The sequence below is a fragment of the Sagittula stellata E-37 genome (assembly GCF_039724765.1).
Lineage (GTDB): Bacteria > Pseudomonadota > Alphaproteobacteria > Rhodobacterales > Rhodobacteraceae > Sagittula > Sagittula stellata.
Map to the genome: position 1 here is coordinate 4,236,605 of NZ_CP155729.1, position 21,158 is coordinate 4,257,762.

17 protein-coding genes and 1 pseudogene are annotated in these 21,158 nt (G+C 62.8%); 15 read left to right on the top strand and 3 right to left on the bottom strand.

Annotation, left to right across the window (positions count from 1 at the left end; genetic code table 11):
* Window positions 1-123: 123 nt before the first annotated feature.
* Window positions 124-1,617, top strand: coding sequence for a hypothetical protein (locus ABFK29_RS20195; RefSeq protein ID WP_005860227.1), 1,494 nt, complete (start codon window positions 124-126; stop codon window positions 1,615-1,617).
* Here ABFK29_RS20195 and ABFK29_RS20200 read toward each other — a convergent pair.
* Window positions 1,614-2,315, bottom strand: coding sequence for a DUF1194 domain-containing protein (locus tag ABFK29_RS20200; RefSeq protein ID WP_005860229.1), 702 nt, complete (start codon window positions 2,313-2,315; stop codon window positions 1,614-1,616). The two genes, ABFK29_RS20195 and ABFK29_RS20200, sit on opposite strands and share 4 nt — an antisense overlap.
* Window positions 2,316-2,443: 128 nt before the next feature.
* Between ABFK29_RS20200 and ABFK29_RS20205 the strand changes: the two genes are divergently transcribed.
* Window positions 2,444-2,842, top strand: coding sequence for a c-type cytochrome (locus ABFK29_RS20205; RefSeq protein ID WP_040604699.1), 399 nt, complete (start codon window positions 2,444-2,446; stop codon window positions 2,840-2,842).
* Between the two features lies 1 nt (window position 2,843).
* Here ABFK29_RS20205 and ABFK29_RS20210 read toward each other — a convergent pair whose 3' ends face one another.
* The gene (locus tag ABFK29_RS20210; RefSeq protein WP_347099760.1) at window positions 2,844-3,512 is read right to left on the bottom strand and encodes a hypothetical protein; all 669 of its coding nucleotides are present in this window, start codon (window positions 3,510-3,512) and stop codon (window positions 2,844-2,846) included.
* Between the two features lie 577 nt (window positions 3,513-4,089).
* Between ABFK29_RS20210 and ABFK29_RS20215 the strand changes: the two genes are divergently transcribed.
* From ABFK29_RS20215 to ABFK29_RS20225, 3 genes and pseudogenes are all read left to right on the top strand, one after another.
* Window positions 4,090-5,649 carry a methyl-accepting chemotaxis protein gene (locus tag ABFK29_RS20215; RefSeq protein WP_005860234.1) on the top strand — a complete coding sequence of 520 codons (1,560 nt, stop codon included), beginning with the start codon at window positions 4,090-4,092 and terminating at the stop codon, window positions 5,647-5,649.
* Window positions 5,650-5,702: 53 nt separating this feature from the next.
* A pseudogene (locus ABFK29_RS20220) lies at window positions 5,703-5,900 on the top strand (integrase core domain-containing protein); the annotation flags it as partial.
* Between the two features lie 227 nt (window positions 5,901-6,127).
* On the top strand, window positions 6,128-7,051 hold the full coding sequence (locus ABFK29_RS20225) for a LysR family transcriptional regulator (protein ID WP_005860236.1): 924 nt from the start codon (window positions 6,128-6,130) through the stop codon (window positions 7,049-7,051).
* Between the two features lie 30 nt (window positions 7,052-7,081).
* On the opposite strand, the gene ABFK29_RS20230 is transcribed toward ABFK29_RS20225, so the two are convergent.
* Window positions 7,082-8,275, bottom strand: coding sequence for a CaiB/BaiF CoA transferase family protein (locus ABFK29_RS20230; protein ID WP_005860238.1), 1,194 nt, complete (start codon window positions 8,273-8,275; stop codon window positions 7,082-7,084).
* A 294-nt stretch (window positions 8,276-8,569) separates the two neighbouring features.
* Here ABFK29_RS20230 and ABFK29_RS20235 point away from each other — a divergent pair, with 294 nt between their 5' ends.
* The 10 genes from ABFK29_RS20235 (at window position 8,570) to ABFK29_RS20280 (ending at window position 21,158) form a co-directional block, all read left to right on the top strand.
* Window positions 8,570-10,072 carry a CoA-acylating methylmalonate-semialdehyde dehydrogenase gene (locus ABFK29_RS20235; RefSeq protein WP_050772436.1) on the top strand — a complete coding sequence of 501 codons (1,503 nt, stop codon included), beginning with the start codon at window positions 8,570-8,572 and terminating at the stop codon, window positions 10,070-10,072.
* A 74-nt stretch (window positions 10,073-10,146) separates the two neighbouring features.
* Window positions 10,147-11,460, top strand: coding sequence for an aspartate aminotransferase family protein (locus ABFK29_RS20240; RefSeq protein ID WP_040604700.1), 1,314 nt, complete (start codon window positions 10,147-10,149; stop codon window positions 11,458-11,460).
* An 8-nt stretch (window positions 11,461-11,468) separates the two neighbouring features.
* Entirely contained in the window at window positions 11,469-12,497 is a 1,029-nt protein-coding gene (locus ABFK29_RS20245; protein WP_005860244.1) for a YeiH family protein, read from the top strand.
* A 356-nt stretch (window positions 12,498-12,853) separates the two neighbouring features.
* Entirely contained in the window at window positions 12,854-14,149 is a 1,296-nt protein-coding gene (locus ABFK29_RS20250) for a CapA family protein (protein WP_005860247.1), read from the top strand.
* Window positions 14,150-14,217: 68 nt separating this feature from the next.
* Window positions 14,218-15,195, top strand: a complete 978-nt coding sequence (locus tag ABFK29_RS20255) for a Bug family tripartite tricarboxylate transporter substrate binding protein (protein ID WP_347099764.1) — start codon at window positions 14,218-14,220, stop codon at window positions 15,193-15,195.
* Window positions 15,196-15,310: 115 nt separating this feature from the next.
* Window positions 15,311-16,669 (top strand): MmgE/PrpD family protein, encoded by a 1,359-nt coding sequence (locus ABFK29_RS20260; RefSeq protein ID WP_232281575.1) that lies wholly within the window; start codon window positions 15,311-15,313, stop codon window positions 16,667-16,669.
* Between the two features lie 16 nt (window positions 16,670-16,685).
* Complete coding sequence (locus tag ABFK29_RS20265; protein WP_232281576.1) at window positions 16,686-17,174, top strand: tripartite tricarboxylate transporter TctB family protein; 489 nt, start codon at window positions 16,686-16,688, stop codon at window positions 17,172-17,174.
* Entirely contained in the window at window positions 17,171-18,688 is a 1,518-nt protein-coding gene (locus ABFK29_RS20270; RefSeq protein WP_005860256.1) for a tripartite tricarboxylate transporter permease, read from the top strand. The genes ABFK29_RS20265 and ABFK29_RS20270 overlap by 4 nt, the downstream gene beginning before the upstream one ends.
* 58 nt (window positions 18,689-18,746) lie before the next feature.
* Entirely contained in the window at window positions 18,747-20,402 is a 1,656-nt protein-coding gene (locus ABFK29_RS20275; protein WP_005860258.1) for a tetratricopeptide repeat protein, read from the top strand.
* Window positions 20,403-20,417: 15 nt separating this feature from the next.
* Window positions 20,418-21,158, top strand: a complete 741-nt coding sequence (locus tag ABFK29_RS20280; protein ID WP_157136525.1) for a hypothetical protein — start codon at window positions 20,418-20,420, stop codon at window positions 21,156-21,158.

Consider the following 21,158-nt stretch of genomic DNA (forward strand, 5'->3'; position numbering starts at 1 on the left):
ATTCATCACGCATTCACGGGCGAATTACGAAGCACTCACGGAACGATCACGCAAGCTGGGCATGGTTGGATTAACGCATCGTCAACAGCGCCTGCAGAGCGCCGGGACCATCCGGGGGAAGACATGACTCGCATCCAGACGCCAGACCAAGAAAGCCGCCGCAAATCCGTCACCTCCAGACTGAAGGTGATCGACGGCGGAGGCGCCCACGGCGGCGCCCGCCACCAGCCAATTGTGCCGGAGGCGCCGCGCGTCTGTGCATCGGAACTCGCGGCCGACATGGCCGAGATCTTTGCCCTGTCGCTGCTGCGCAAGCGCGGGCTGGCCGAGCTGGACGATCCGCACTGCGCAATCTGGATCGACGGCGCCACGCATTTTACGCTGCACGAACTGCTTTGCGATCTGCGCAGCCTGGCGTGGTTCGACCAGACACGCATCCTGCCGGAGATTGCTGGCGACGCCGAAGCCGAGCAGCGGCGCGCCCTGCGCTGGAACGCCGATGGCCAATTGACCCTCCGGACGCTGTTCAACTGCGGAGTCGCCCTGCGCGGCACGCAAACGAGGGTGTCCGCTTTCTGGAGCGGGGACCACGCCGGTGCCGTAACCGACCCGGTGCGCCGCCCGCCCTCACCCGGGGCGCCGATGTCGGTGTGGCACGACTGGTGCGGCCGCCACAGCGGTGCAACGCTTCGGACGCCGCGCGACGGTGCGTCCAAGACAGACCCCGGCACGCTGGAGGAGATGGCCAGCGGCCTGCACGAGACACCGTCGGGCCGCCCTTTCTACAACGCCGCGCTCAAGGCTTTGGCTCATCGCACCGCGCTCGACGGCGGGCTGGCGTTGTCGGAACCGATGTGGCGCGGGCCCCGCCTGCTATCGCTCATGGCAGAGGCCGAGACACGCGCCCGCCGCACCGCGCTGGAGTTGCTCATGTCGCGCAGCCGTCTTGCCCGGCCCGCCGTGACCGCCGCCCGGATGACCGTCTGGCTAGCCCGCGAAGAACGCGGGGACGAGCCGGCCAGCGCCCTCTACCGGGCCGCCGCCGACGAACTGGCGGAATGCGCGCCCAACCTGCTGTACTGGGTCAGCCGCGACAACGGCATATTGCGCGGCCGGCAAAGGTTCGACACGGCACTGTTCCTGCCGTTGGCCGAACCCGAGCGGCAAGCGGTCCCGCCCTCCGACTGTGCCAGCCACGTCGTCGTGGCGGGTGCCATGGCAACCCTCTTGAAGGCGGTCTTCGACACGTCCCGGCGTGCACAGATCCAGATGGTCGGCACGACCGGTCCAGCACAGGCCCTGGCGGAAGAGGCCGACCGCATGGCCTCCAACATCGCGCTGGCCCGCATCGTGTCGGGCGGCTGGCATCCTGCAGAGAACCATCAGCAATTGCGGCTGGGTCAGGCCATCGCGCTCCAGATCCTGCGCGAGACGCTGGAGACCGACAACCGCAGCGCCACGCTCGACCTGACCGACTTCGACGACCGCCCGCTGCGGATCGAGGCGCATCCCCGTCATTTCGGTCGCGGCTTTGCGCAATTGCGGGCGAATGGCGCCGCAGTGCCGTGGCCTCAGGAAGCCGCGCCGCCCGCCGCACACCTGACGGCCGTGGTTTAGCGCGCGGCGATCTTGCGCGGCGCGGGAACGGTGCCGGATATCTCCAGGATCAGCTTGCGCTTCACGGCCTCGGCAAAGCTGTCACGGCTCTCTGCCGTCACGACGAAGGCACCCGGTCCGCCGATGATCCGCTTCTCGTAGAGCGCCTCAAGCCCGCCCTGAGCGCGCCCGGGATCGTCCGGACGCAGGATCGGCAGGGCATTTATCGTCACGCCCGCCGCCAAGACCGTGTCGCGGGCTTCCTCGATGGACGGACCCGACCAGTTGTTTGCACTGTCGCCCGAGAAATCGATCACCCTGCGCCAGCCGTCATGCGCATTGGCGTCCATTAGCCCCAGCGCATCCAGCAACGCGCCACCGATCGCATTGCGCCCGTAGGCCTGGCGCGGCTTGCCCGTCAGTTCGTCGGCGAAGGCCTGCGCTGTCTCCGGCCCGTCGATCAGCGTCCAGTCCGCCACGACGGCGGTGTTGGCCGCCCATTCGACATAGGTGACGGCGATGCTGCCATAGGCGGTGCCCCCGATGGCCGCCAGGACCTCCGGGTCGGTGATGGCCTGCGCGTAGCCCTGCCGCTGGAAGGCGATTTCGCGGGAATCTATGCTGCCGGAGGCATCCGCCAACAACACCAGTTCGAGATCGGTATCCTGCGCCTGCACCACGCTGGCGCTGAGCACCAAGGCCAGAAGACGTGCCAGCATCCGAAATCCCCCCGTTGCGATCCCGGAAAGGCTAGCACGGCAGGCGCGCAGCTCCAGTCTTGATGCGTGTCAAGGCACGCAGAGGTGATCCGCGCCATCCTGCCCGAAGGGAGATCAAGGAGAACGCCATGACCCGCCTCGCCGCTCTGCTCTGTTGTCTTGCACTGCCCGCTATCGCACAGGATGCGGAGGTCGGGCGTGACATATTCACCCGGCATTGCGCCACCTGCCACGGCCTGGAAGGACGAGGCGACGGGCCGATGGCCGGTGTGATGACGATCAAACCGGTCAACCTCACCGAACTCGCCGCACAGAACGGTGGGGCGTTCCCGATGGAACGGGTTGTCAAACGCATCGACGGGCGCGATCCGCTGGTCAGTCACGGCTCGCCCATGCCGGTCTACGGAGGCTTTTTCGAAGGGCGCTTTGACGTGCCGATCGAAACCCCTGGCGGACAGCCGGTTCTGACCTCGCGCCCGGTCGTGGACCTTGTCGCGTTCATCACGCAGATCCAGCGGCAGGAGTAAATCAGCGGCAGATGCCCTCGGTCTGCACGTCCTTCCAGGGGACCCGCACACGCGGTGTGGTGATGACGTGGTCCAGTCGGTCGATGGGCATCTCGGCTCCGATCAGCCGGCGCAGCCGGTCGGTGCGCGGCGCCTCGGGGTCCAGCAAGCGGCAGCAGACGTATTCCTCCACGATGCTGCCCTGCTGTTCGTACCCGTAGTCGAGAAACCGCGTCGCATTGTCGGGATCGAAGAGGTAGGGGTCCTTCGATGCGACGTGCTCGTTCAGCGCTTTCAAAGGTGTATAGCCGGTGCGCTTGCGGTTCTGCCACTGCCAGATATGGGTCGCCTCGTGCGCGAACAGCATTGCTTCCAGCAGATCGACCTCTTCCGGCCAGCCCTTCAGGAAATCGGTGCGGTAGATGTCATCACGGATCATCACCTTGTTGAAAAGCACGGTGGCCGCAGGCGCGACCGTGACTTCGGTGGTCTCAGACAAGGGTGGCCAGATACGTTCCTGGCAGGTCGTGCGCGGCCGAACCGGGATGCGATAGGTCATCGCGCCAGCGAAATGGCCATCGACCAGCCGGATCTTCGAGGTGTCGAGTTCAGGTCCATGGATGGCAGCAAGATACTCGGCCTCTGAAGGGGTCAGGGGCCGGCCACAGGCCGCAAGCAGCAATAGGAACATCAAGACGAAACGCATTGCCAGAGGATGGCGCGGCGACGGGCGGATTGGCAAGCGGTGTAAGTGAAGCCACGCCAAAATGGCCTATCCGGCCGGCCCCCAAAATGCGTTTCCACCGGTGCGGCGTGCCGAGTGCCAACGCGACTTGCAAGAACAGCCCGTCGCATAAGGCAAGTGTAGATTGCGACACAAAGTTGCCGGGCAAACCGAAGACCGCTTAATCGCAAGGTAATCTCTCGGGGTTAGAGCAATGTGATCTTTGTTTCTTTTCGGGAACCCGTGATGCGCATAGCCGCAATGATATGTCTGGTCCTGGCGCCCCTGATAGCGGCACCTGTGTTGGCTGTCACTGGCCGCCCGATTCAAACCGCAACCACATTTCTTGTTGTCGGACCTGTAAACGGTTTGCCCGACATCCTGCGGCGCGCGGGCGGCCGTCCCATCGGCCCGACCCGCGCACCGCTTGCCCTGCTCGCGGTTGCAGACACGCACCCTGAAAGCTTTGCGGAGCGGTTGAGAAACGAGGGTGCTTGGCTGGTCCTCGACGGCGCGATAGCAGCGCAAATATGCGGAGTTTAGAATGACCGACATTAACTCTTCCCTGGAAGTTGCGCAGGCAAAAGGTCTGCGCCTGGTTGGCTATCTCAACGTCCTGCTGACACCCGTGCCAGCGGTCGGTGCTTGGCTGGCGGGACTGTCGCCTTGGCCGTTTCTCGCGATGTCTTTCGTAATTGCCGCGGTCACCATCGGCCTTCAGTTTCGTGGCGGCGGGATTGCACGGATTGCGGTTTCACTTGGTGCCATGGGGCAATTGCCCCTGCTGACTGCAGCATTGGCCGGCAACCCGTGGCAGCTTGACTCCCACTTGATCTATTTTGCCGTGCTGGCCGTACTGGTCATCCTGCAAGACCGGCGCGCGCTCCTCTCCGCTTCAGGGATCGTCATTGTTCACCACGCGGTGCTCACCTTTTTCCTCCCGACACTGATTTATCCAAGCGGCGGTTTGCTGATAGATTTGGGTCGCTTGGCGCTACACGGCGCCGTTTGGGTGGCTGAAACCGGGGGCTTGTTCTACCTTTTGAGCATGCAGTTGGGTCAACGCGAACAGATCGAACAAGAGTCGGCCAGGCTGTCCATTGCGCTGACCAGTTCCCAAGAACTGCAAGAGGACTTGACCAAGAAGGAGGCGGAACAGCTCAATGTCATGGAGCAGTTCAGCGTGGCTCTGACCAGACTGGCAAAGGGCGATCTCGCAACGCGCATCGAGACAGTGTTTCCAGATCAGTTCGAACCTTTGCGAACCGAATTCAACAGCGCGGTGCACGCGTTGTCCACGGCAATGACACGCGTGCAGGAAAACGCAGATTCAATAAAAGCGGATACAAGGAGCATTGCTTCTGCGTCCGACAAACTTGCCAAGCGGACAGAGGATCAGGCGAACGCACTGGGAAGCGTGACCTCGCGGATCGACAAAATCAGTGAGGTCATGTCCTCCACATCAGGGGACGCCCAACAGGCAGCGCTGATGACAGCCGAGACGAGAACCGACGCGGAAAATGGCATGAAAGTGGTCGATGGCGCTTTGGATGCAATGGGCCAAATCAAGAGCAGCTCAGACCGGATCCTTTCGGTTGTCGATTTGATCGAAGACGTGGCGTTGCAGACCAACCTCCTGGCCCTCAATGCAGGGGTCGAAGCCGCGCGTGCAGGGGCGGCCGGCCAAGGGTTCGCTGTTGTCGCATCGGAAGTTCGCGCGCTCGCCGGCCGTTCTTCGGATGCGGCACAAGAAATCAGTGTCCTCATCAACGATAGCGCCCGTCAGGTACAGAACGGCGTGGAACTGGTAGACAACGCCGGTGCGGTACTTCGCGGTGTTCTTGAAGCTGTGCGCAAGGCATCTGACGCAATGCAGAATATCGCGGAGACTGTGGGGACACATTCACAAGGAATTGCGGATCTGAAACATACCATGGGTGAGCTCGATCAGCTTACACAGCAAAATGCAGGCATGTTTGAAGAAACCTCCGCTGCAACGGCAGCTTTGAACGCTGCGACCAATCTGCTCAGCGAGGTGGTCGCGGAATTCCAGAGCGCTTCCGAGCAGGATGAGCCAGCACAGGTTATGCGCAACGTCGCATAGCGCCTAAGTGTTTGATCCGTTTACATGAAGACGGCGAGACGGCTGGCAAGCGAGGGATTCCCCAGGATAACGGCGACTGCAAAGGCTCCAATGCCCGCTTCCGCGACGAGATGCTCGGAGACGAAGTGTTTGCCACTTGGCGTTAAGCACAGATTTTGATCGAACGATGGCGCCAATCCATCAGGCCACTCAGCGCTTTCGGATACAGACCACCAGCTCCCAAGAGCATCGTCCCGATGGACCCAAGCCCCACCATCGATGAACATTCCGACCGGACCACTCGGTGGGGTACTTCACACAGAAGGAGGCGGCGCGAAGGTTGACTTCCTCCGGGAACTGCGCACGTTTGAGACACACTAGGGGCCCCGCCCTGCCGGCAAGACATGCCAATCATGAAATCCGCGCAACGCCGGTCGCGTGAAACGTCACTTCTGCGATCAGGTTCGCACATCGACCGCCAACATCCCAGAGTTCCGACATGAGTTTAAATTTCGAACTTCAGGATCTTCGGGCATTTGTCGCAATCGTTGACCTCGGCTCTTTCCGCAAGGCGTCGGAAGCGCTCAATATTTCGCAACCGGCCCTCACCCGCCGGATAAAGGCTTTTGAGTACAAGCTTGCCAACCAGCTTTTCGAGCGTTCTACGCGGCACGTCTTTCTGACCAACGTCGGCCGGGAACTGGAACCGACCATCCGGCGCACCCTTTCGGAGATCGACGAGCAATTCGGCGTGATCTCGGATTCCGCATATTTCAGATCGGGGCTGGTTTCCATCGCCTGCGTTCCGACGTCGATGGTCAGCTTTCTGCCCAAGCTCATCGGCCAATTCCACACGGAGTATCCAAAGGCCAGCTTCCGCGTTTTGGATTCCTCGTCCACCCACGTGATCGAAAGCGTCCTGAACGGCTCTGCCGATTTCGGCGTGACATTCATGGGACAAACGGACGGTCAGGTCGATTTCATTCCGTTGTTCGATGACGAGTTCGTGGCGCTAACCCGCAAGGACGATCCGCTTGTTGAGAACCCCAGCATCGCGTGGAGCCAGTTGGCGACCCGCCAACTGATCGGGGTCAATCGCTCCAGCGGCAACCGGACGCTGCTGGACGCCAGTCTGGCGAAGGAAGGCCTCAAGCTGAACTGGGCGCATGAGGTGAACCATCTGTCGGCGGCGATAGGCCTCGTGCAACATGGCGTGGGCGTGTCGGTGCTGCCGGGGCTGGCCTATGTCGACGCGCCGATGGACGATCTTTGCATCACGCCGCTGGTTGCGCCCACGCTGTCGCGCACGCTTGGCATCATCCAGCGCAAGGGCGCGCGGCACGGGCGTCTGGTGAATGCGTTCCTCGATCTGCTGAAATCGTCGCCCATCGTGGATGCGGGCCAGCCGGATCTCGCAAAGTGACCCCGCGCGCCCGGTAGCGACCCGGCGCTGTCAGCCAATCACCTTGCGGGCACGCAGCGTCTCGATCTCATCCTCGCCATAACCAAGCGATGTAAGGATCTCTGCATTGTCGCGGCCCAGAGGCGGTGGCGGCGTGTCGATCCGTGGCCCGCCCTTCGCGAACTTGTAAGCGGCGAGCGGCACGGTATAGGCGCCCTCGACCCGATCCGAGCCCTCCTCGAACCGGTGAAAACTGTTGCGATGCGCGACCTGCGGATCGGCCAGCGCTTCTTTCACGCTGCGCTGCCGGACACAGGGAACGTGATGGGCCTGAAAGAAGTCCTCCCATTCCTGCGCGGTTCTCGTGAGAAACAGCGCGTTGAGCAGGGCGAGTTCCTCCTCGCGGCCCGCGTGACGCTCTGCCTCGGTCTTCAAGCCGCGCTCGGGTTGGCCGAGTGCCGCCCAGAAGCGGGCATACTGGCGGTGGTTCGACGCCGCGAGCATGACCTTTCCGTCCGAGGCCTGAAACTGGTTGTATGTCGGCGACCCGTGCTCCAGCTTTTCGAAACCCATATCTTTCCCGGTGCGCATCGAGTCGGTGATTTGCGCATACATCATCATGAAAGCGACATCGGTCAGGCTTGTGTCGATCCGCTGCCCTTCGCCGGTGGTCTGCCGCTGGAAGAGCGCGCTGGCGAGGGCGAAAGCCGTCGTGACCCCGGCGCCGATATCCACCAGTTGCGGACCGCAGCGCAGCGGACCCGTCTCTTCGGTTCCGGTGATCGACATGATGCCGGAATAGCTTTGCACGACCTGATCGAAACCGGTGTGCGTGCGACGCGGACCATCCTGCCCCCAAGCGGTCAGGGAACAGTAGATCAGACGTGGGTTGATCTTCCTGAGGTCCTCGTAGCCAAGCCCGAGCGCCTCGAAGGCCCCGGCGCGGTAGTTTTCGATGAAGACGTCGGCATCCTTGACCAGCGCCTTCACGATGGCCTGGCCCTCGGCGGTTTTCACATTGACGGTCAGGGATTTCTTGTTCGAACCCGTGGTCAGGAAGCGCGTGCCCATGAAGTTCTCAGCCAGGACCGCGTCGCCGCCATCGCTCCGCGCCATGTCGGGATCTTCCGGCGGTTCGACCTTGATGACCTCCGCGCCCAAGAGGGCAAACTGGCTCGTCGCGAACGGGCCAGCCAGAACGTGGGTCATGTCGATGATCCTGATGCCTTCGAAAGGTCTTTGCATGGGCGGCTCTCGTGGCTTTTCCGTTGTTTGAATGCGGCTTACCGGGACGGGCCGCGCTGCGCCCAGCCTAGCCAAACCGGATAGCTGCGCCCATTGCGTTGGGATGAACGGTTATTCCGAAAATCGAAATTAATGCCTAACTCCAATAACGCACACGCAATTGCGGATCTGCACCCATAGATCCCGTGATCTGCGTCTGTCCCGCGGTTACGGGCGCCCGCTATGGGTGACGCCAGCCCGGTCGAATGCGCATTGAACGCGCGGGACGGCCCCCATCCACGGACGGAGAACACCATGACACCCATCGGTCATTTCATGTCGAACAAACCCTTTGCGGGCAGATCTGAACGCATCGCAGAGATCCGCAACCCCGCAACGGGACAAGTCACGGGCAAGGTCAGCCTTGCCACCAAGGACGACGTCGACCTTGTGGTCGAAACGGCCCGCCGCGCACTGCCGGCCTGGGCGGCGACGCCTCCGGCGAAGCGCGCGATGGTGATGTTCGCATTCCGCGACCTCTTGAAAGCCCACACCGACGAACTGGCGGAACTGCTGTCCGCCGAGCATGGCAAGACGCTGCCCGATGCCAAGGGAGAGATCGCGCGCGGCATCGAAGTGGTGGAATTCGCCTGCGGCATTCCCCAGCTGCTGAAGGGCGAATACTCGGAAGCGGTTTCGGTCAACGTCGACAGTTTCTCGGTGCGCCAGCCGCTTGGCGTGGTCGCCGGCATCACCCCGTTCAACTTCCCCGCGATGGTGCCGCTGTGGATGTATCCGGTGGCCATCGCCTGCGGGAACACCTTCGTCCTCAAGCCTTCGGAAAAAGACCCGTCGGTGGTCATGCGCATCGCCGAGCTCTTGGCCGAAGCGGGTCTGCCCGAAGGTGTCTTTAACGTCGTCAATGGCGACAAGGAGGCCGTGGACGCGCTGCTTGACCATCCCGTAATCGAGGCGGTCAGCTTTGTCGGCTCTACCCCGATCGGGCAATACATCTACAGCCGGGGCACCGCGAACGGCAAACGCGTGCAGGCGCTCTGCGGTGCCAAGAACCACATGCTCATCATGCCCGACGCCGACATGGATCAGGTCGTCGATGCATTGATCGGCTCGGCCTACGGCTCTGCCGGCGAACGCTGCATGGCGGTGTCTGTCGCCGTTCCGGTGGGCCAGGAGACCGCCGACCGGCTGGTCGCCGCGCTGGAGCCGCGCATCCGCGCGCTCAAGGTCGCGCCCTACACCGACGCGCAGTCCGAACTGGGTCCGGTGATCTCGCAGCAGAGCTACGACAAGATTCACAGGCTGATCGCGCAGGGCATCGAACAGGGCGCCGAACTGGTCGTCGACGGGCGCGACATCACGCTTCCAGGCTACGAAGACGGGTATTTCATCGGAGGCTGCCTGTTCGACCGGGTCACCCCCGACATGGCGATCTATCTTGAAGAGGTTTTCGGCCCGGTGCTGTCGGTCGTGCGCGCCGAGACCTACGAGCAGGCCGTAGAGATGATCAACGATCATGAATACGGCAACGGCACCGCGATCTTCACCCGCGATGGCGACGCCGCCCGCGATTTCTGGGCGCGGGTGCGGATCGGCATGGTTGGTGTCAACGTCCCGATCCCGGTGCCGGTCGCCTATCACTCGTTCGGCGGGTGGAAGCGGTCCCTGTTCGGCGACCACCACATCCACGGCCCCGAAGGCGTGCGGTTCAACACCCGGCTCAAGACCATGACGACGCGCTGGCCCTCGGGCATCCGCACCGGGGCCGAGTTCAACTTTACCGGTGGCAAAGACGTCTGACCACCAAGCCCATCCTTTCGCAGCAGCGCAACGTGGCGCTGCTGCGCCTCCACCGACACCCCGGAGCGCTTTTCATGAACCGACCCAATTCGCTCGAACATTTCTGGATGCCGTTCAGCGCGAACCGCGACTTCAAGCAGGATCCCCGTCTGATCGTGTCCGCCGAGGGCATGTACTACACAAGCGAGGACGGGCGGCAGATCATGGACGCCACCGCCGGGCTCTGGTGCGTGAATGCCGGGCACCGCGATCCGCGGATCACCGCGGCCCTGCTGCGGCAGATCGACAGCCTCGACTACGCGCCCAGCTTTAACTTTTCGCACCCTGCCGCCTTTGAATTGTCCGCGCGCATCGCGGCGCAGTTCCCCGAGCCCATGAACCGGGTATTCTATACCAATTCGGGGTCGGAGTCGGTGGACAGCGCTCTGAAGATCGCGCTGGCCTATCACGCGGCGCGCAAGGACGGCACACGCACCCGGCTGATCGGCCGGGAACGCGGCTACCATGGCGCCGGGTTCGGCGGCATTTCGGTCGGGGGGATCGTGCGCAACCGGATGAAATTCGGAACGCTTCTGACCGGTGTCGACCACTTGCGCCACACCCATGACCTTGCGCGGAACGCCTTCAGCCGCGGCACTCCGGAGCACGGGGCCGAACTGGCGGACGATCTCGAGCGGCTGGTCGCGCTGCACGATGCCTCGACGATTGCGGCGGTGATCGTCGAACCGATGGCCGGGTCCGCAGGTGTTCTGCTTCCGCCCAAGGGCTACCTGCAACGGCTGCGCGCCATCTGCGACAAATATGGAATCCTGCTGATCTTCGACGAGGTGATCACCGCTTTCGGACGTCTGGGAACGGCAACCGCGGCGGAATACTTCGGTGTTACGCCCGACATCATCTGTTGCGCGAAGGGTCTGACCAGCGGCGTGATCCCGATGGGCGCCGTGGTGGTGCGCGACGAGATTTATGAGACCATCACCGGCACCTCGGAGACTCCGATCGAGCTGTTCCATGGGTACACCTACTCGGCCCATCCGATGGCGACCGCCGCCGCGCTCGGTGCGCTGGACGCCTACGAGCAGGACGACATGTACGGCAATGTTTCGGCGGTAGCCCTGCCCTGGGAAGAGATGCTGCACGGTCTGCGGGACTGCCCCAACGTGATCGACATCCGCAACCTCGGGCTGGTGGGCGCTATCGAGCTTGCCCCGCGTGACGGCGCCCCCGGTGCGCGCGGTACAGAGGCGATGCGCAGGGCCTGGGATCTGGGCGCGATGATACGCGTCACCGGGGATATCATCGCCCTGTCCCCGCCACTGATCATCCAACCCGACCAGATCGCCGAACTCGGCGAGCTTCTGCGTCAGGTTCTGAGTTCGCTGCGTTGAGGGCGGCCATGGTCATGATGTCGGATACCGCACGCGATCTGCGCCACCGGGTTTCCTCGGGCTTCGTCCTTTCGAAAGGGGCGTTCGTGGCCGGGCTTATTGCCTGTGCGGCCTCGTTTCTGTCGGAACACTACGGCGCCCCGGCCATGCTGATGGCCCTGCTTCTCGGGATCGCCTTCCACTTTCTCTACGAGGAAACCGAATGCGCCCCCGGCATCAACTTCGCAAGCCGGGTCATCCTGAGGATCGGGGTCGCGCTGCTTGGATTGCGGGTCAGCTGGCAGATGCTGGCCGAACTCGGGGCCGTCTCGGTCCTGTGGATCGTTCTGGCCGTGCTGACCACGATCTGCCTCGGCCTGATCGGATCCCGGCTGTTGAAGCAGGGGTGGCATTTCGGTGTGCTTACAGGAGGATCGGTGGCGATCTGCGGGGCCTCTGCAGCCATGGCGATCTCTGCTGTGCTGCCCCGGAACGACCGTTCGGAACGAGACCTGACCTTCACCGTCATGGCCGTCACGATCCTGAGCACGATCGCGATGGTGCTCTATCCCATCATCGCCGAAAGCGCTGGCATGTCACCGCCCGAAGCGGGGCTGTTTCTGGGGGCCACAATTCATGACGTCGCGCAGGTGGTAGGCGCGGGCTACACCGTCTCGGACGAAACGGGGGACGTCGCCACAGCCGTCAAACTGCTGCGCGTTGCCATGCTTGCGCCGGTGATCTTCTTCCTTGGTATTGCCATCGGCCTGTCAGGGCGGGCGGTCACGGACGATACGAAAAAGCCGCCGTTGCTGCCGCTGTTCGTGGTGGTCTTCTTGCTCCTCACCTCGCTCAATTCGGTCATCTCGGTCCCCGAATGGGTCATCTCGCTGGCGAGCCAGGCATCGAAGTGGATGCTGCTCACCGCGGTAGCAGCCGCCGGGATGAAGACGTCTCTCAAGCAGCTTTCCAAGATCGGCGGACAGGCAATCATCCTTGTGGTGGCCGAGACGCTCTATCTCGGCACTGGTTTCCTGCTGGTCGTCGGGTGGTCCTGATACACGCGCCGCGGCTTCCCCGGCCAAACGTCCCGGGTCAGAGTGAGACTCCGCACGCCCGGCGCAGCTAACCGACTAAAAAATCTGAAAAACTGCAGTCGCCCCACCAGTTCCTGAGTGGGGCGTCTGTGTTTTTCGGCGCGTTGCAGCTCTTGCTGAAAAACCATGCGAAGCGTCGAACGGGCCCAGTTCGGCTCAAATTTAGACGCCCAGTCTATTCCAAATATCGCAATAATTATGCGCCATATTTGCATTTGCTGGAAGGCCGCGACCGGCATAGCGTCTTCCGAAAGGGCGCGCGGACCGGAGCTTCGATCCATTCCTGCGCCAGAACGACGAGAGATCTGGACCCACATATGAACATGAAGCTCGTAGTAACCGGTGAAACGCTGTGTACGCGTCGGCACTCCTGCTACCAGGACAAGCCCTTCCTCGATCTCGTTGAGATCATCCGTTCGGCCGATATCGCCTGCACCAACCTCGAGACTCGCATCCACACCTTCAAGGGCGCTCCGATGCCCGCGGACACGATGGGCCAGGAGCAGTCCTATCAGCAGGCCGATCCTTTCGTGGCGGATGAGCTGAAGTGGATGGGGATCAACATGGTCGCCCGCTCGAACAACCACGGGATGGATTTCGGTGCGGAAATGCTCCGCGAAGAAGCCGAGATCCTCGACGCTGCCGGACTGGTCCATGCGGGCGTGGGCGAACATCTGGCAGCCGCCACACGAGCGACGTTTCTTGAAACGGACAACGGTCGTGTCGCGCTGCTTTCGGTGTGCATCGACTTTCCCCCGCATTGCCCCGCCGGCCCGCAGGGACCGGAGTTTCCCGGACGCCCGGGCATCAATGCCATTCACCACGAGACACGCTATGCGCTGAGCGACAGCGCGTTCGACTCTTTGGCCACGATCATGCAGGACACCGGCCAGAACAAGGCCCTGCGCGAGGACCAGATCCTTGCTTTCGGCAAGATCTTCGAGCGCGGTTCGGAAAACACCCTGCGCTACACCGTCGACAAGGCGGACCTTGAACGGAACTGTCGTGTCATCGCCGATGCCAAGCTTGCCGCCGATCAAGTCGTCGTGCACCTGCATCAGGAAACCGAAGGCCATTACCCCGAAGAGCACGTTATCGCACTGGCGCATGCGCTGGTGGATGCAGGCGCTGACGTGGTGATGGGCGACGGCCCCCACCTGCTGCAAGGGATCGAGATCTACAATGGCTGCCCGATCTTCTACAGCCTCGGCAATTTTTTCTACCAGAGCGAGACGATCAAGATCTTCCCGCCCGACATGTACATCCGCAACGGTCTGGGCATCGACGCGCTGCCGCAAGAGGCCATCGAATACCGCGATGCCGTGCGCTCGGGACGGCTGAAGAAGGACAACATCCGCCCCCTCCGGTCCGGCGACGAATACAAGGAGTGGCACGAGGCGGTTCTGGGCACGCTGACCTACGAGGGCGGCGCGCTGCGCGAAATCCGGCTGCATCCGCTGTGGCACTATCATGAAAAACGGTCGCAACGGGGACTTCCCCGGATCGCCGACCGCGAAACCGGAGACCGGATCATCGAGAAGATGGCCGAATACTCCGCCCCCTTCAAAACCGAGATCTCCAATGAGGATGGCGTTGGAGTGATCAGAATCTGAGGCGCCATACACCGCAGGCAAAGAAGCAGAAAAAAGCCATCGCCACCAACAGGGAAAGACACATGGACATGAAAACCAAACTCATCACGGCCGGTCTGCTGACCGCACTTCAGGCGGGCATCGCCCTGCCCGCCGCAGCGCAGGAATTCCCCTGCTCGACCCTGCGCTGGGTCGTGCCATACTCCGCCGGCGGCGGCCTCGACTGGGCCACCCGCCTGCTGACCGATGGCGTCTCTGAAAACCTTGGCGGCGTTTCGATCGTGGTCGACAACCGCCCTGGTGCAACCGGCGCCGTCGGTGGCAAGGAGGTCGTCAAGGCCGACGCGGATGGCTGCACGATCATGGGGATCACCAACTCGATGGTGGTCAACCAGGCGATCAAGGGCCCGGAGGCTGTCGGCTTCGACCTGACGACCGACTTTGATCCGGTCGTCGCGCTGGCCACCACACCCTACTTCATCACCGCGAACGCCGATCTTGGCGTGACAAACCTGCCGGAGCTGATCGAGAAGGCCAAGGAAACGCCGAACGAGATTCCCTACTCGACGTCCGGAAACACCTCGCTTCAGGCGCTGACCTACGGTCTGCTCAAGACCCAAGCCGGCATCGAGATGATCGAGATCCCCTACAAAGGGGGCGGCGAGATGTTCGCGGACTTCCTGTCCGGTCGCGTGCCGCTGTTCCTCGCCTATCCCTACGAGGTCGCCGACTACGTTGAGGAAGGCAAGGTCAACTATCTCGCCGTGACCTCGGCCGAACGGCACCCGCTGCTGCCCGACGTACCGACCGTGGCCGAAACCCTCGAAGGCTACGAGGTCACGCAGACCTACGGCGTCGTCGTTCCCGCCGGAGCACCCGAAGACGTTGTGGCCATGATCCACGACGCCATCGTAGCCACCCTCACGACCGAGGACATCGCGGACAAACTGCAGTCCGAAACGTCCTTCGTGGTCGAGGCGGGAAGCTCCGAGGAATATGGCGAGATGATCTCCAACAACGTGAACAAGTTTCAATCGGTGGCCAAGGGCCTTGGCCTGATCGACTGAACAGGATCGACCGATGCGGGGCCGCGTTTCATCGCGGCCCCGTGTCAGAATTGCGGCTTCTGGCCGCCCTACCCTCGCGCCGAGACGGCGCGAAAAATCCCAAAAGGAAATGAAGATGGCCGATATGCCCAGAGGCAGGCAGCTCGAAACCTTTGTTGCATCAACAAATTATGACACGATCCCCGAAGAGGTCAGAGAGGCCGCCCGTCAGGCCCTGGTGGACTATATCGGTGTGTCGATTGCAGGCCACAACAGCGCGGCGGCAGCGCCCGCCGAGAAAACCGTCGCTCGCTGGGCCGCCGCGGGCAACGCACGGGTCATCCTTGGCCCGAAGACCAACCCGGCCCTTGCGGCACTGGCCAACGGGTCCATGACCCATGCTTACGACATGGACGACACCCACAGTCAGGGGTGCGGGCATCCCTCCGGTCCGGTCTGGTCGACGGCAATGGCCATGGCGCAGCACTACGGCAAGAACGCCTCGGAGGCACTTGCGGCCTTCGTGACCGGCTATGAGGTCATGGCGCGTCTTGGCGGTGGGGGCACCTACGGGATCGGCCGCACGCTGCAGGTTCGCGGATTCCACCCCACCTCGATGGTCGGCCGGATGGGCGCGGCAAGCGCCGCGTCGGCTCTTCTGGGGCTGAGCGACGATCAGATCGGCAATGCGCTTGGCGCCGTCGCCACCACCGCCGGCGGGCTGCTCGGCTCTTTCGGCACCCATGGCAAACCGTTCCACGCGGGCAAGGCGGCGATGGATGGGATCCTCTGTGCCGAGCTGGCGCATGACGGCTTCATCGGCGCCCGGCAGCTTTACGAGATCAAGGGCGGCTGGCTGCAGGCCTTCCTGCGCGACGACAAGTACGATATCCCGGATCTCGATTTTGCGGCCAAGTGGGAGCTGCTCGAAACGGGCTACAAACGCTTCGCCAGCTGCCGCGCGACCCACACGCCCGCCGAGGCTGCCGTTCTAGCCCGCCCGATGGTCGATGGCCGCCCGATCGCCAAGGTTGTCGTCTATCTCGATCGCACCGCCATGGTCACGGCCGGCAGGCTCGATCCGAAGACCGGGCTGGAAGGACGTTTCAGCATCCCGCTCTGCGTCGCCATGGGCCTGACCGGCACAAGTCTCGGACCGCAGGACTTCAGCGAGGCAACGCTGGGCCGCCCCGACATTCAGGCATTGCTCAAGAAGATCGAGTGCATCACGATCGACGACCAGCCCGAGGACGAGACACATATCGAGGTGACGCTCGAAAGCGGCGAAGTGCTCAAGGCCACGTCCGAAATTCCGTTCGGCGACCCGCGCCGCCCGTTCACATGGGACGATCATCAGGGCAAGTTCCAGGAACTGGTTGCCCCGGTCGTCGGCGATACCGCCAGCGACGAGATCTTTGCCCTGCTGCGCAAATTCGACGAGACGCCGGACAGCCTGGAAAAACTCGCTACACTTCTGGCCGCCAAGGCGGACTGAAAAGGGAGACCATGACGTGAATGCCCCGCAACATTCGACCAGTCCCTTGCTTGGAGGCGGCATCCTCGCCGTCGGGCTGGCAATCGCTGCCTATTCAAGGATCACGCTAGACCTGGGAAGCTTCATCCAGCCCGGACCAGGAGGGTTTCCCTTCGTTCTGGGGGTGCTGCTTATGCTGAACGGAGCGTTTTCACTCTTCTTGTCCCTCAAGGGCAGGCGCAATAACGCGCCTGCCGACATCTCTCCTTCACTGGTGCTGAACTACAGGGTTCTGGTCATCGTCATCCTGGCCATCGCCGCCTTTGCCCTCCTGCTTGAGACCTTCGGTCTGGCGCCTGCCTGTTTCGCCCTGATCCTGCTGTCGTCCGGGGTCATCCGCGACATGAGCCTGCTGCAGAAACTGATCGCCTCGGTGCTCGGTTCTGCGCTGGCGGTTCTGATCTTCGCCATCCTTCTCGCCATCCCGGTGCACATCTTCACCTGGCCCTTCGGAGGTCTGAAATGAACGAGATCCTGTCCAATGCCATGTTGGGCCTGTCCGTCGCGGCCTCGGCCGAAGGGCTCATGTATTGCACGCTCGGCGTGCTGGTCGGCATGGTCGTCGGCGTTCTGCCCGGGCTGGGCGCGCTGGCCGCGATCTCGATCCTGTATCCGATCACCTTCCACGTGGAACCACAGTACGCGCTGATCATGCTGGCGGGGATCTATTACGGCACCTCCTATGGCGGCAAGACCTCTGCGATCCTTCTGAACGTGCCCGGCACGACGGACGCGGCGGTGATCTGTCTCGACGGTCATCCCATGGCCCAGCAAGGAAAGGCGGGGATCGCCCTGTTCATGAGCACGCTGGCTTCGTTCAAGGGCGCCGCCATCGGTATCATCGTGGTGATGCTGTTCTCTCCGTTGATCGCATCCGTGGCGCTGTCCTTCGGGTCGCCCGAGTATTTCGCCCTGATGGTCATGGGCTTGCTGGCGACGACCGCGATGTCCGACAGCGGGCCGGTCAAGAGCATCGCCATGGTCCTGCTCGGTATCGTCGTGGGGCTGGCCGGGACGGACGTGAACACCGGCGTGGAACGCTTTACCTTCGGCATGGAAACGCTTCAGGACGGGGTGAGCCTTGTGGTCATCGCCATGGGCCTTTTCGGTGTGACCGAGATCGTCTTCAGCTTTACCAACTCCAGCTTTTCGATCGGGAAAGTCAGCATGCGGTCCATGCTGCCCAGCAGGGACGACCTGCGCCGGTCGATTGCACCGATGTTTCGCGGGACGGTACTTGGGGCGTTCTTCGGGGCGCTGCCCGGGACCGGATCGACGATTTCGACCTTCATTTCCTATGGCACCGAACGCAAGCTGGCGAAACAGCCCGAGCGTTTTGGCAAAGGCGCAATCGAGGGCGTCGTCGGACCGGAGGCCGCCGCGAACAGCGCAGACATGACCGCCTTCATTCCCACGCTCACGCTGGGCGTGCCCGGCTCGACGTCGATGGCGCTGATCCTCTCGCTTCTGGTCGTCCACGGCCTGACACCGGGCCCGCGTCTGATCACCGACCACGCGGACGTCGTCTGGGGGCTGATCATGAGCTTCTGGATCGGCAACATCATTCTCTGCGTCTTCAACATCCCGATGATCGGCGTCTGGGTGCGCCTTCTGCAGATCCCCAGCCGCTATCTCTACCCGCTGATCCTGATGTTCATCTGCATCGGAACCTATTCGGTCCGCATGAACGTGGGCGACGTGTGGCTGGTGATCGCCGCGGCCCTGTTCGGCGTCGGTGCGCGGCTCGCCAACTTTCCTGCCGGGCCTCTTTTGCTGGGTTATGTCCTGGGACCGATGATGGAAGAGCACTTCCGCCGGACGCTTCTTTTGTCCCGCGGCGATCCTTCGGCCTTCTTCGAAGGGGCGATCTGTCTGACGATCTACCTGATTATCGCCTTGCTGTTCACGTTCAAGTTCATCCGCCAGACAAAGTTCGGCCGCTCGCTGTTTCGCAACCGCATCCTGAGCGAGGGGGAGTGATCCCCTTCCCCCACCCTGCATGACGGCCACTGGGCCACAAAGACACAAGGAGTATCCTATGTCCGACTATTACGACCTTGGTGACTACAGCTACGCGGTTTCGACCCAGTCCCCTGAAGCGCAGACATGGTTTGATCGCGGCGTGGTCTGGTGCTTCGGTTACAACCATGACGAGGCGATCGCCTGCTTTCTCAAGGCGATCGAGCACGACCCCAATCTTGCCATCGCATATTGGGGCGTGTCCTACGCATCTGGCTGCAACTACAACAAGCCTTGGGAGGCCTTCGACGACGCGGACATGCAACTGTCGCTGGAGCGGGCCTTCGACTACAGCCGCCGCGCACTGGAAAAGGCCGAGCACGCATCGGAACTTGAGGCGGCGCTGATTTCCGCCCTCGCCAAGCGATACCAGAGCGCCGAGGTGCCCGGGCTCGAAGGGTTCTGCGTATGGAACGACGATTTCGCCGACGCCATGCGGGAGGTCTACACGCAGTTTCCCGACGATCTGACCGTGGTCACCTTCTTCTGCGAGGCCATCATGAACCGGACGCCATGGGCGCTTTGGGATCTTGGGACCGGCGCCATCGCCGAGGGCGCCAGCACAGCCGAAGCCGTCGAGGTCAGCGAACGCGCGCTGAAGCGGCCCGAAGCCTACCGGCATCCGGGCTTGCTGCACATCTATATTCACCTGATGGAAATGTCGCCGTTTCCAGAGCGCGCCTTGCGTGCCGGGGACGCCTTGCGCGATCTGGTGCCCGACTCCGGTCACCTGCGGCATATGCCTACGCACATCGACGTGCTGTGCGGCCATTACGAACGCGTGGTCGCTTCGAACGGTGACGCGGTCAAGGCGGATCGGAAGTATCTGGAGCGCGAGGGGGCGATCAATTTCTACTCGCTCTACCGCTGCCACAACTACCACTTCAAGGTCTACGGAGCGATGTTCCTGGGCCAGTACACGCCGGCCATCGAGGCCGCGACCGAGATGGTCGCCACCCTGCCCGAAGACCTGCTGACGGTTCAGTCGCCGCCGATGGCGGACTGGCTCGAAGGCTTCATCTCGGTGCAGCAGCACGTCTATATCCGCTTCGGCAAGTGGGACGAGATCGTGGCCCAGGCGCAACCCGAGAACAGCGAATTGTTCTGCGTGACCAACGCCATGATGCGCTACGCCAAGGCCGTGGCCTATGCCGCCAGCAACCGCGTCCCCGAAGCCGAGACAGAGGCGAAACACTTCGAAGAGGCATTTGCGCTGGTGCCCGAAAGCCGGATGCTCTTCAACAACACCTGCCGCGACATCCTGACAGTGGCACGCGAAATGATGCTGGGCGAGATCGAGTATCGCAAGGCCAACTACGATCAGGCTTTCGCCCATCTGCGCAACTCGGTCGATCTGAGCGACAACCTGCCCTACGACGAGCCCTGGGGCTGGATGCAGCCGACCCGTCACGCGCTTGCCGCGTTGCTTCTGGAGCAAGGTCATGTAGAGGACTCGGCCCGCGTCTACGAGCAGGATCTGGGGCTGGATCCATCGCTGCCACGGGCCGTCCACCACCCGGACAACGTCTGGAGCCTTCAGGGTTACAACGAATGCCTCAAGAAGCTGGGCCGCGACGCCGAGGCCGCCTTGGTCGGCCAGCGTCTGACGCTGGCAAAGGGGCGTGTCGACGTTCCGGTCCGGTCGTCCTGCTACTGCAAGCAGGGCAGCTTCTGAGTGCGCAGCGTCAGCATGCCGAACGGACTCCTCCGGCACAGCCTCCCGATCTCCCTCGCGGCCCTGTGCTGTGCGGGATGGCTGGCTATGTTCGGCATGCTGGCACGCCCGGACCCTCTGGGCGCCCTGACACCTTTTGGGCCCGGCATGCAGGCTGTCGACATGGTGCGGCTTCACGTGTTCCACGATTTCAGCGCCTTGCTTGACCCGGCGGCCCTCTGTGCCTTCCAGCCAGACCGCCAGGCCTTTGCGGTGATTGCGGAAATCGCCGTCATGTGGCTGTCCATGGTTCTTGCGATGGTGCTGCCGTCGTGGGCCTGTGGCGGCGCACTGGCGCGGACATGGCCGGAAACCAATGCGCGTTTCCGGATGGGGATCTGCGCGGGCTTGCTGTGCCTGTGCGGCGCGGGGGCGCTGGTTCAGATCCTGGCGCAGGGTCTGGGCGTCCTATCGCCACAACTGAGGATCACCTCTGCCCCCGTACAGGCAATTTTCCTGTGCGCATCTGTGCTGTTTTTCGGCCTGCGCCGCCTTGAACGAGATCCCGGCAGTCCGGCCACGGGAAAGGGGTTTTCGGGCGGGTTTCGCTGGATGATCCGGAGGCTGTTGCGCTGCGTCCCGATGCTCCTGCTCATGTTCCCACTCGGCCTTATGAACGTTCTTGCCATGCTCGTCATGCTTGCCGTCATGGCGCTTTCACAAAAGTCCCGGTCCCGGCCTGCCTCTGCGCGCACCGGCTCTGCCACGGTCACGTAG

Coding starts and splice junctions, on each gene's coding strand:
- ABFK29_RS20245 (WP_005860244.1), top strand. CDS start 11,469: ATGGTCATGATGTCGGATACCGCACGCGATCTGCGCCACCGGGTTTCC.
- ABFK29_RS20270 (WP_005860256.1), top strand. CDS start 17,171: ATGAACGAGATCCTGTCCAATGCCATGTTGGGCCTGTCCGTCGCGGCC.
- ABFK29_RS20200 (WP_005860229.1), bottom strand. CDS start 2,315: ATGCTGGCACGTCTTCTGGCCTTGGTGCTCAGCGCCAGCGTGGTGCAG.
- ABFK29_RS20210 (WP_347099760.1), bottom strand. CDS start 3,512: ATGTTCCTATTGCTGCTTGCGGCCTGTGGCCGGCCCCTGACCCCTTCA.
- ABFK29_RS20240 (WP_040604700.1), top strand. CDS start 10,147: ATGAACCGACCCAATTCGCTCGAACATTTCTGGATGCCGTTCAGCGCG.
- ABFK29_RS20255 (WP_347099764.1), top strand. CDS start 14,218: ATGAAAACCAAACTCATCACGGCCGGTCTGCTGACCGCACTTCAGGCG.
- ABFK29_RS20215 (WP_005860234.1), top strand. CDS start 4,090: ATGACCGACATTAACTCTTCCCTGGAAGTTGCGCAGGCAAAAGGTCTG.
- ABFK29_RS20250 (WP_005860247.1), top strand. CDS start 12,854: ATGAACATGAAGCTCGTAGTAACCGGTGAAACGCTGTGTACGCGTCGG.
- ABFK29_RS20260 (WP_232281575.1), top strand. CDS start 15,311: ATGGCCGATATGCCCAGAGGCAGGCAGCTCGAAACCTTTGTTGCATCA.
- ABFK29_RS20225 (WP_005860236.1), top strand. CDS start 6,128: ATGAGTTTAAATTTCGAACTTCAGGATCTTCGGGCATTTGTCGCAATC.
- ABFK29_RS20235 (WP_050772436.1), top strand. CDS start 8,570: ATGACACCCATCGGTCATTTCATGTCGAACAAACCCTTTGCGGGCAGA.
- ABFK29_RS20205 (WP_040604699.1), top strand. CDS start 2,444: ATGACCCGCCTCGCCGCTCTGCTCTGTTGTCTTGCACTGCCCGCTATC.
- ABFK29_RS20195 (WP_005860227.1), top strand. CDS start 124: ATGACTCGCATCCAGACGCCAGACCAAGAAAGCCGCCGCAAATCCGTC.
- ABFK29_RS20230 (WP_005860238.1), bottom strand. CDS start 8,275: ATGCAAAGACCTTTCGAAGGCATCAGGATCATCGACATGACCCACGTT.
- ABFK29_RS20275 (WP_005860258.1), top strand. CDS start 18,747: ATGTCCGACTATTACGACCTTGGTGACTACAGCTACGCGGTTTCGACC.
- ABFK29_RS20280 (WP_157136525.1), top strand. CDS start 20,418: ATGCCGAACGGACTCCTCCGGCACAGCCTCCCGATCTCCCTCGCGGCC.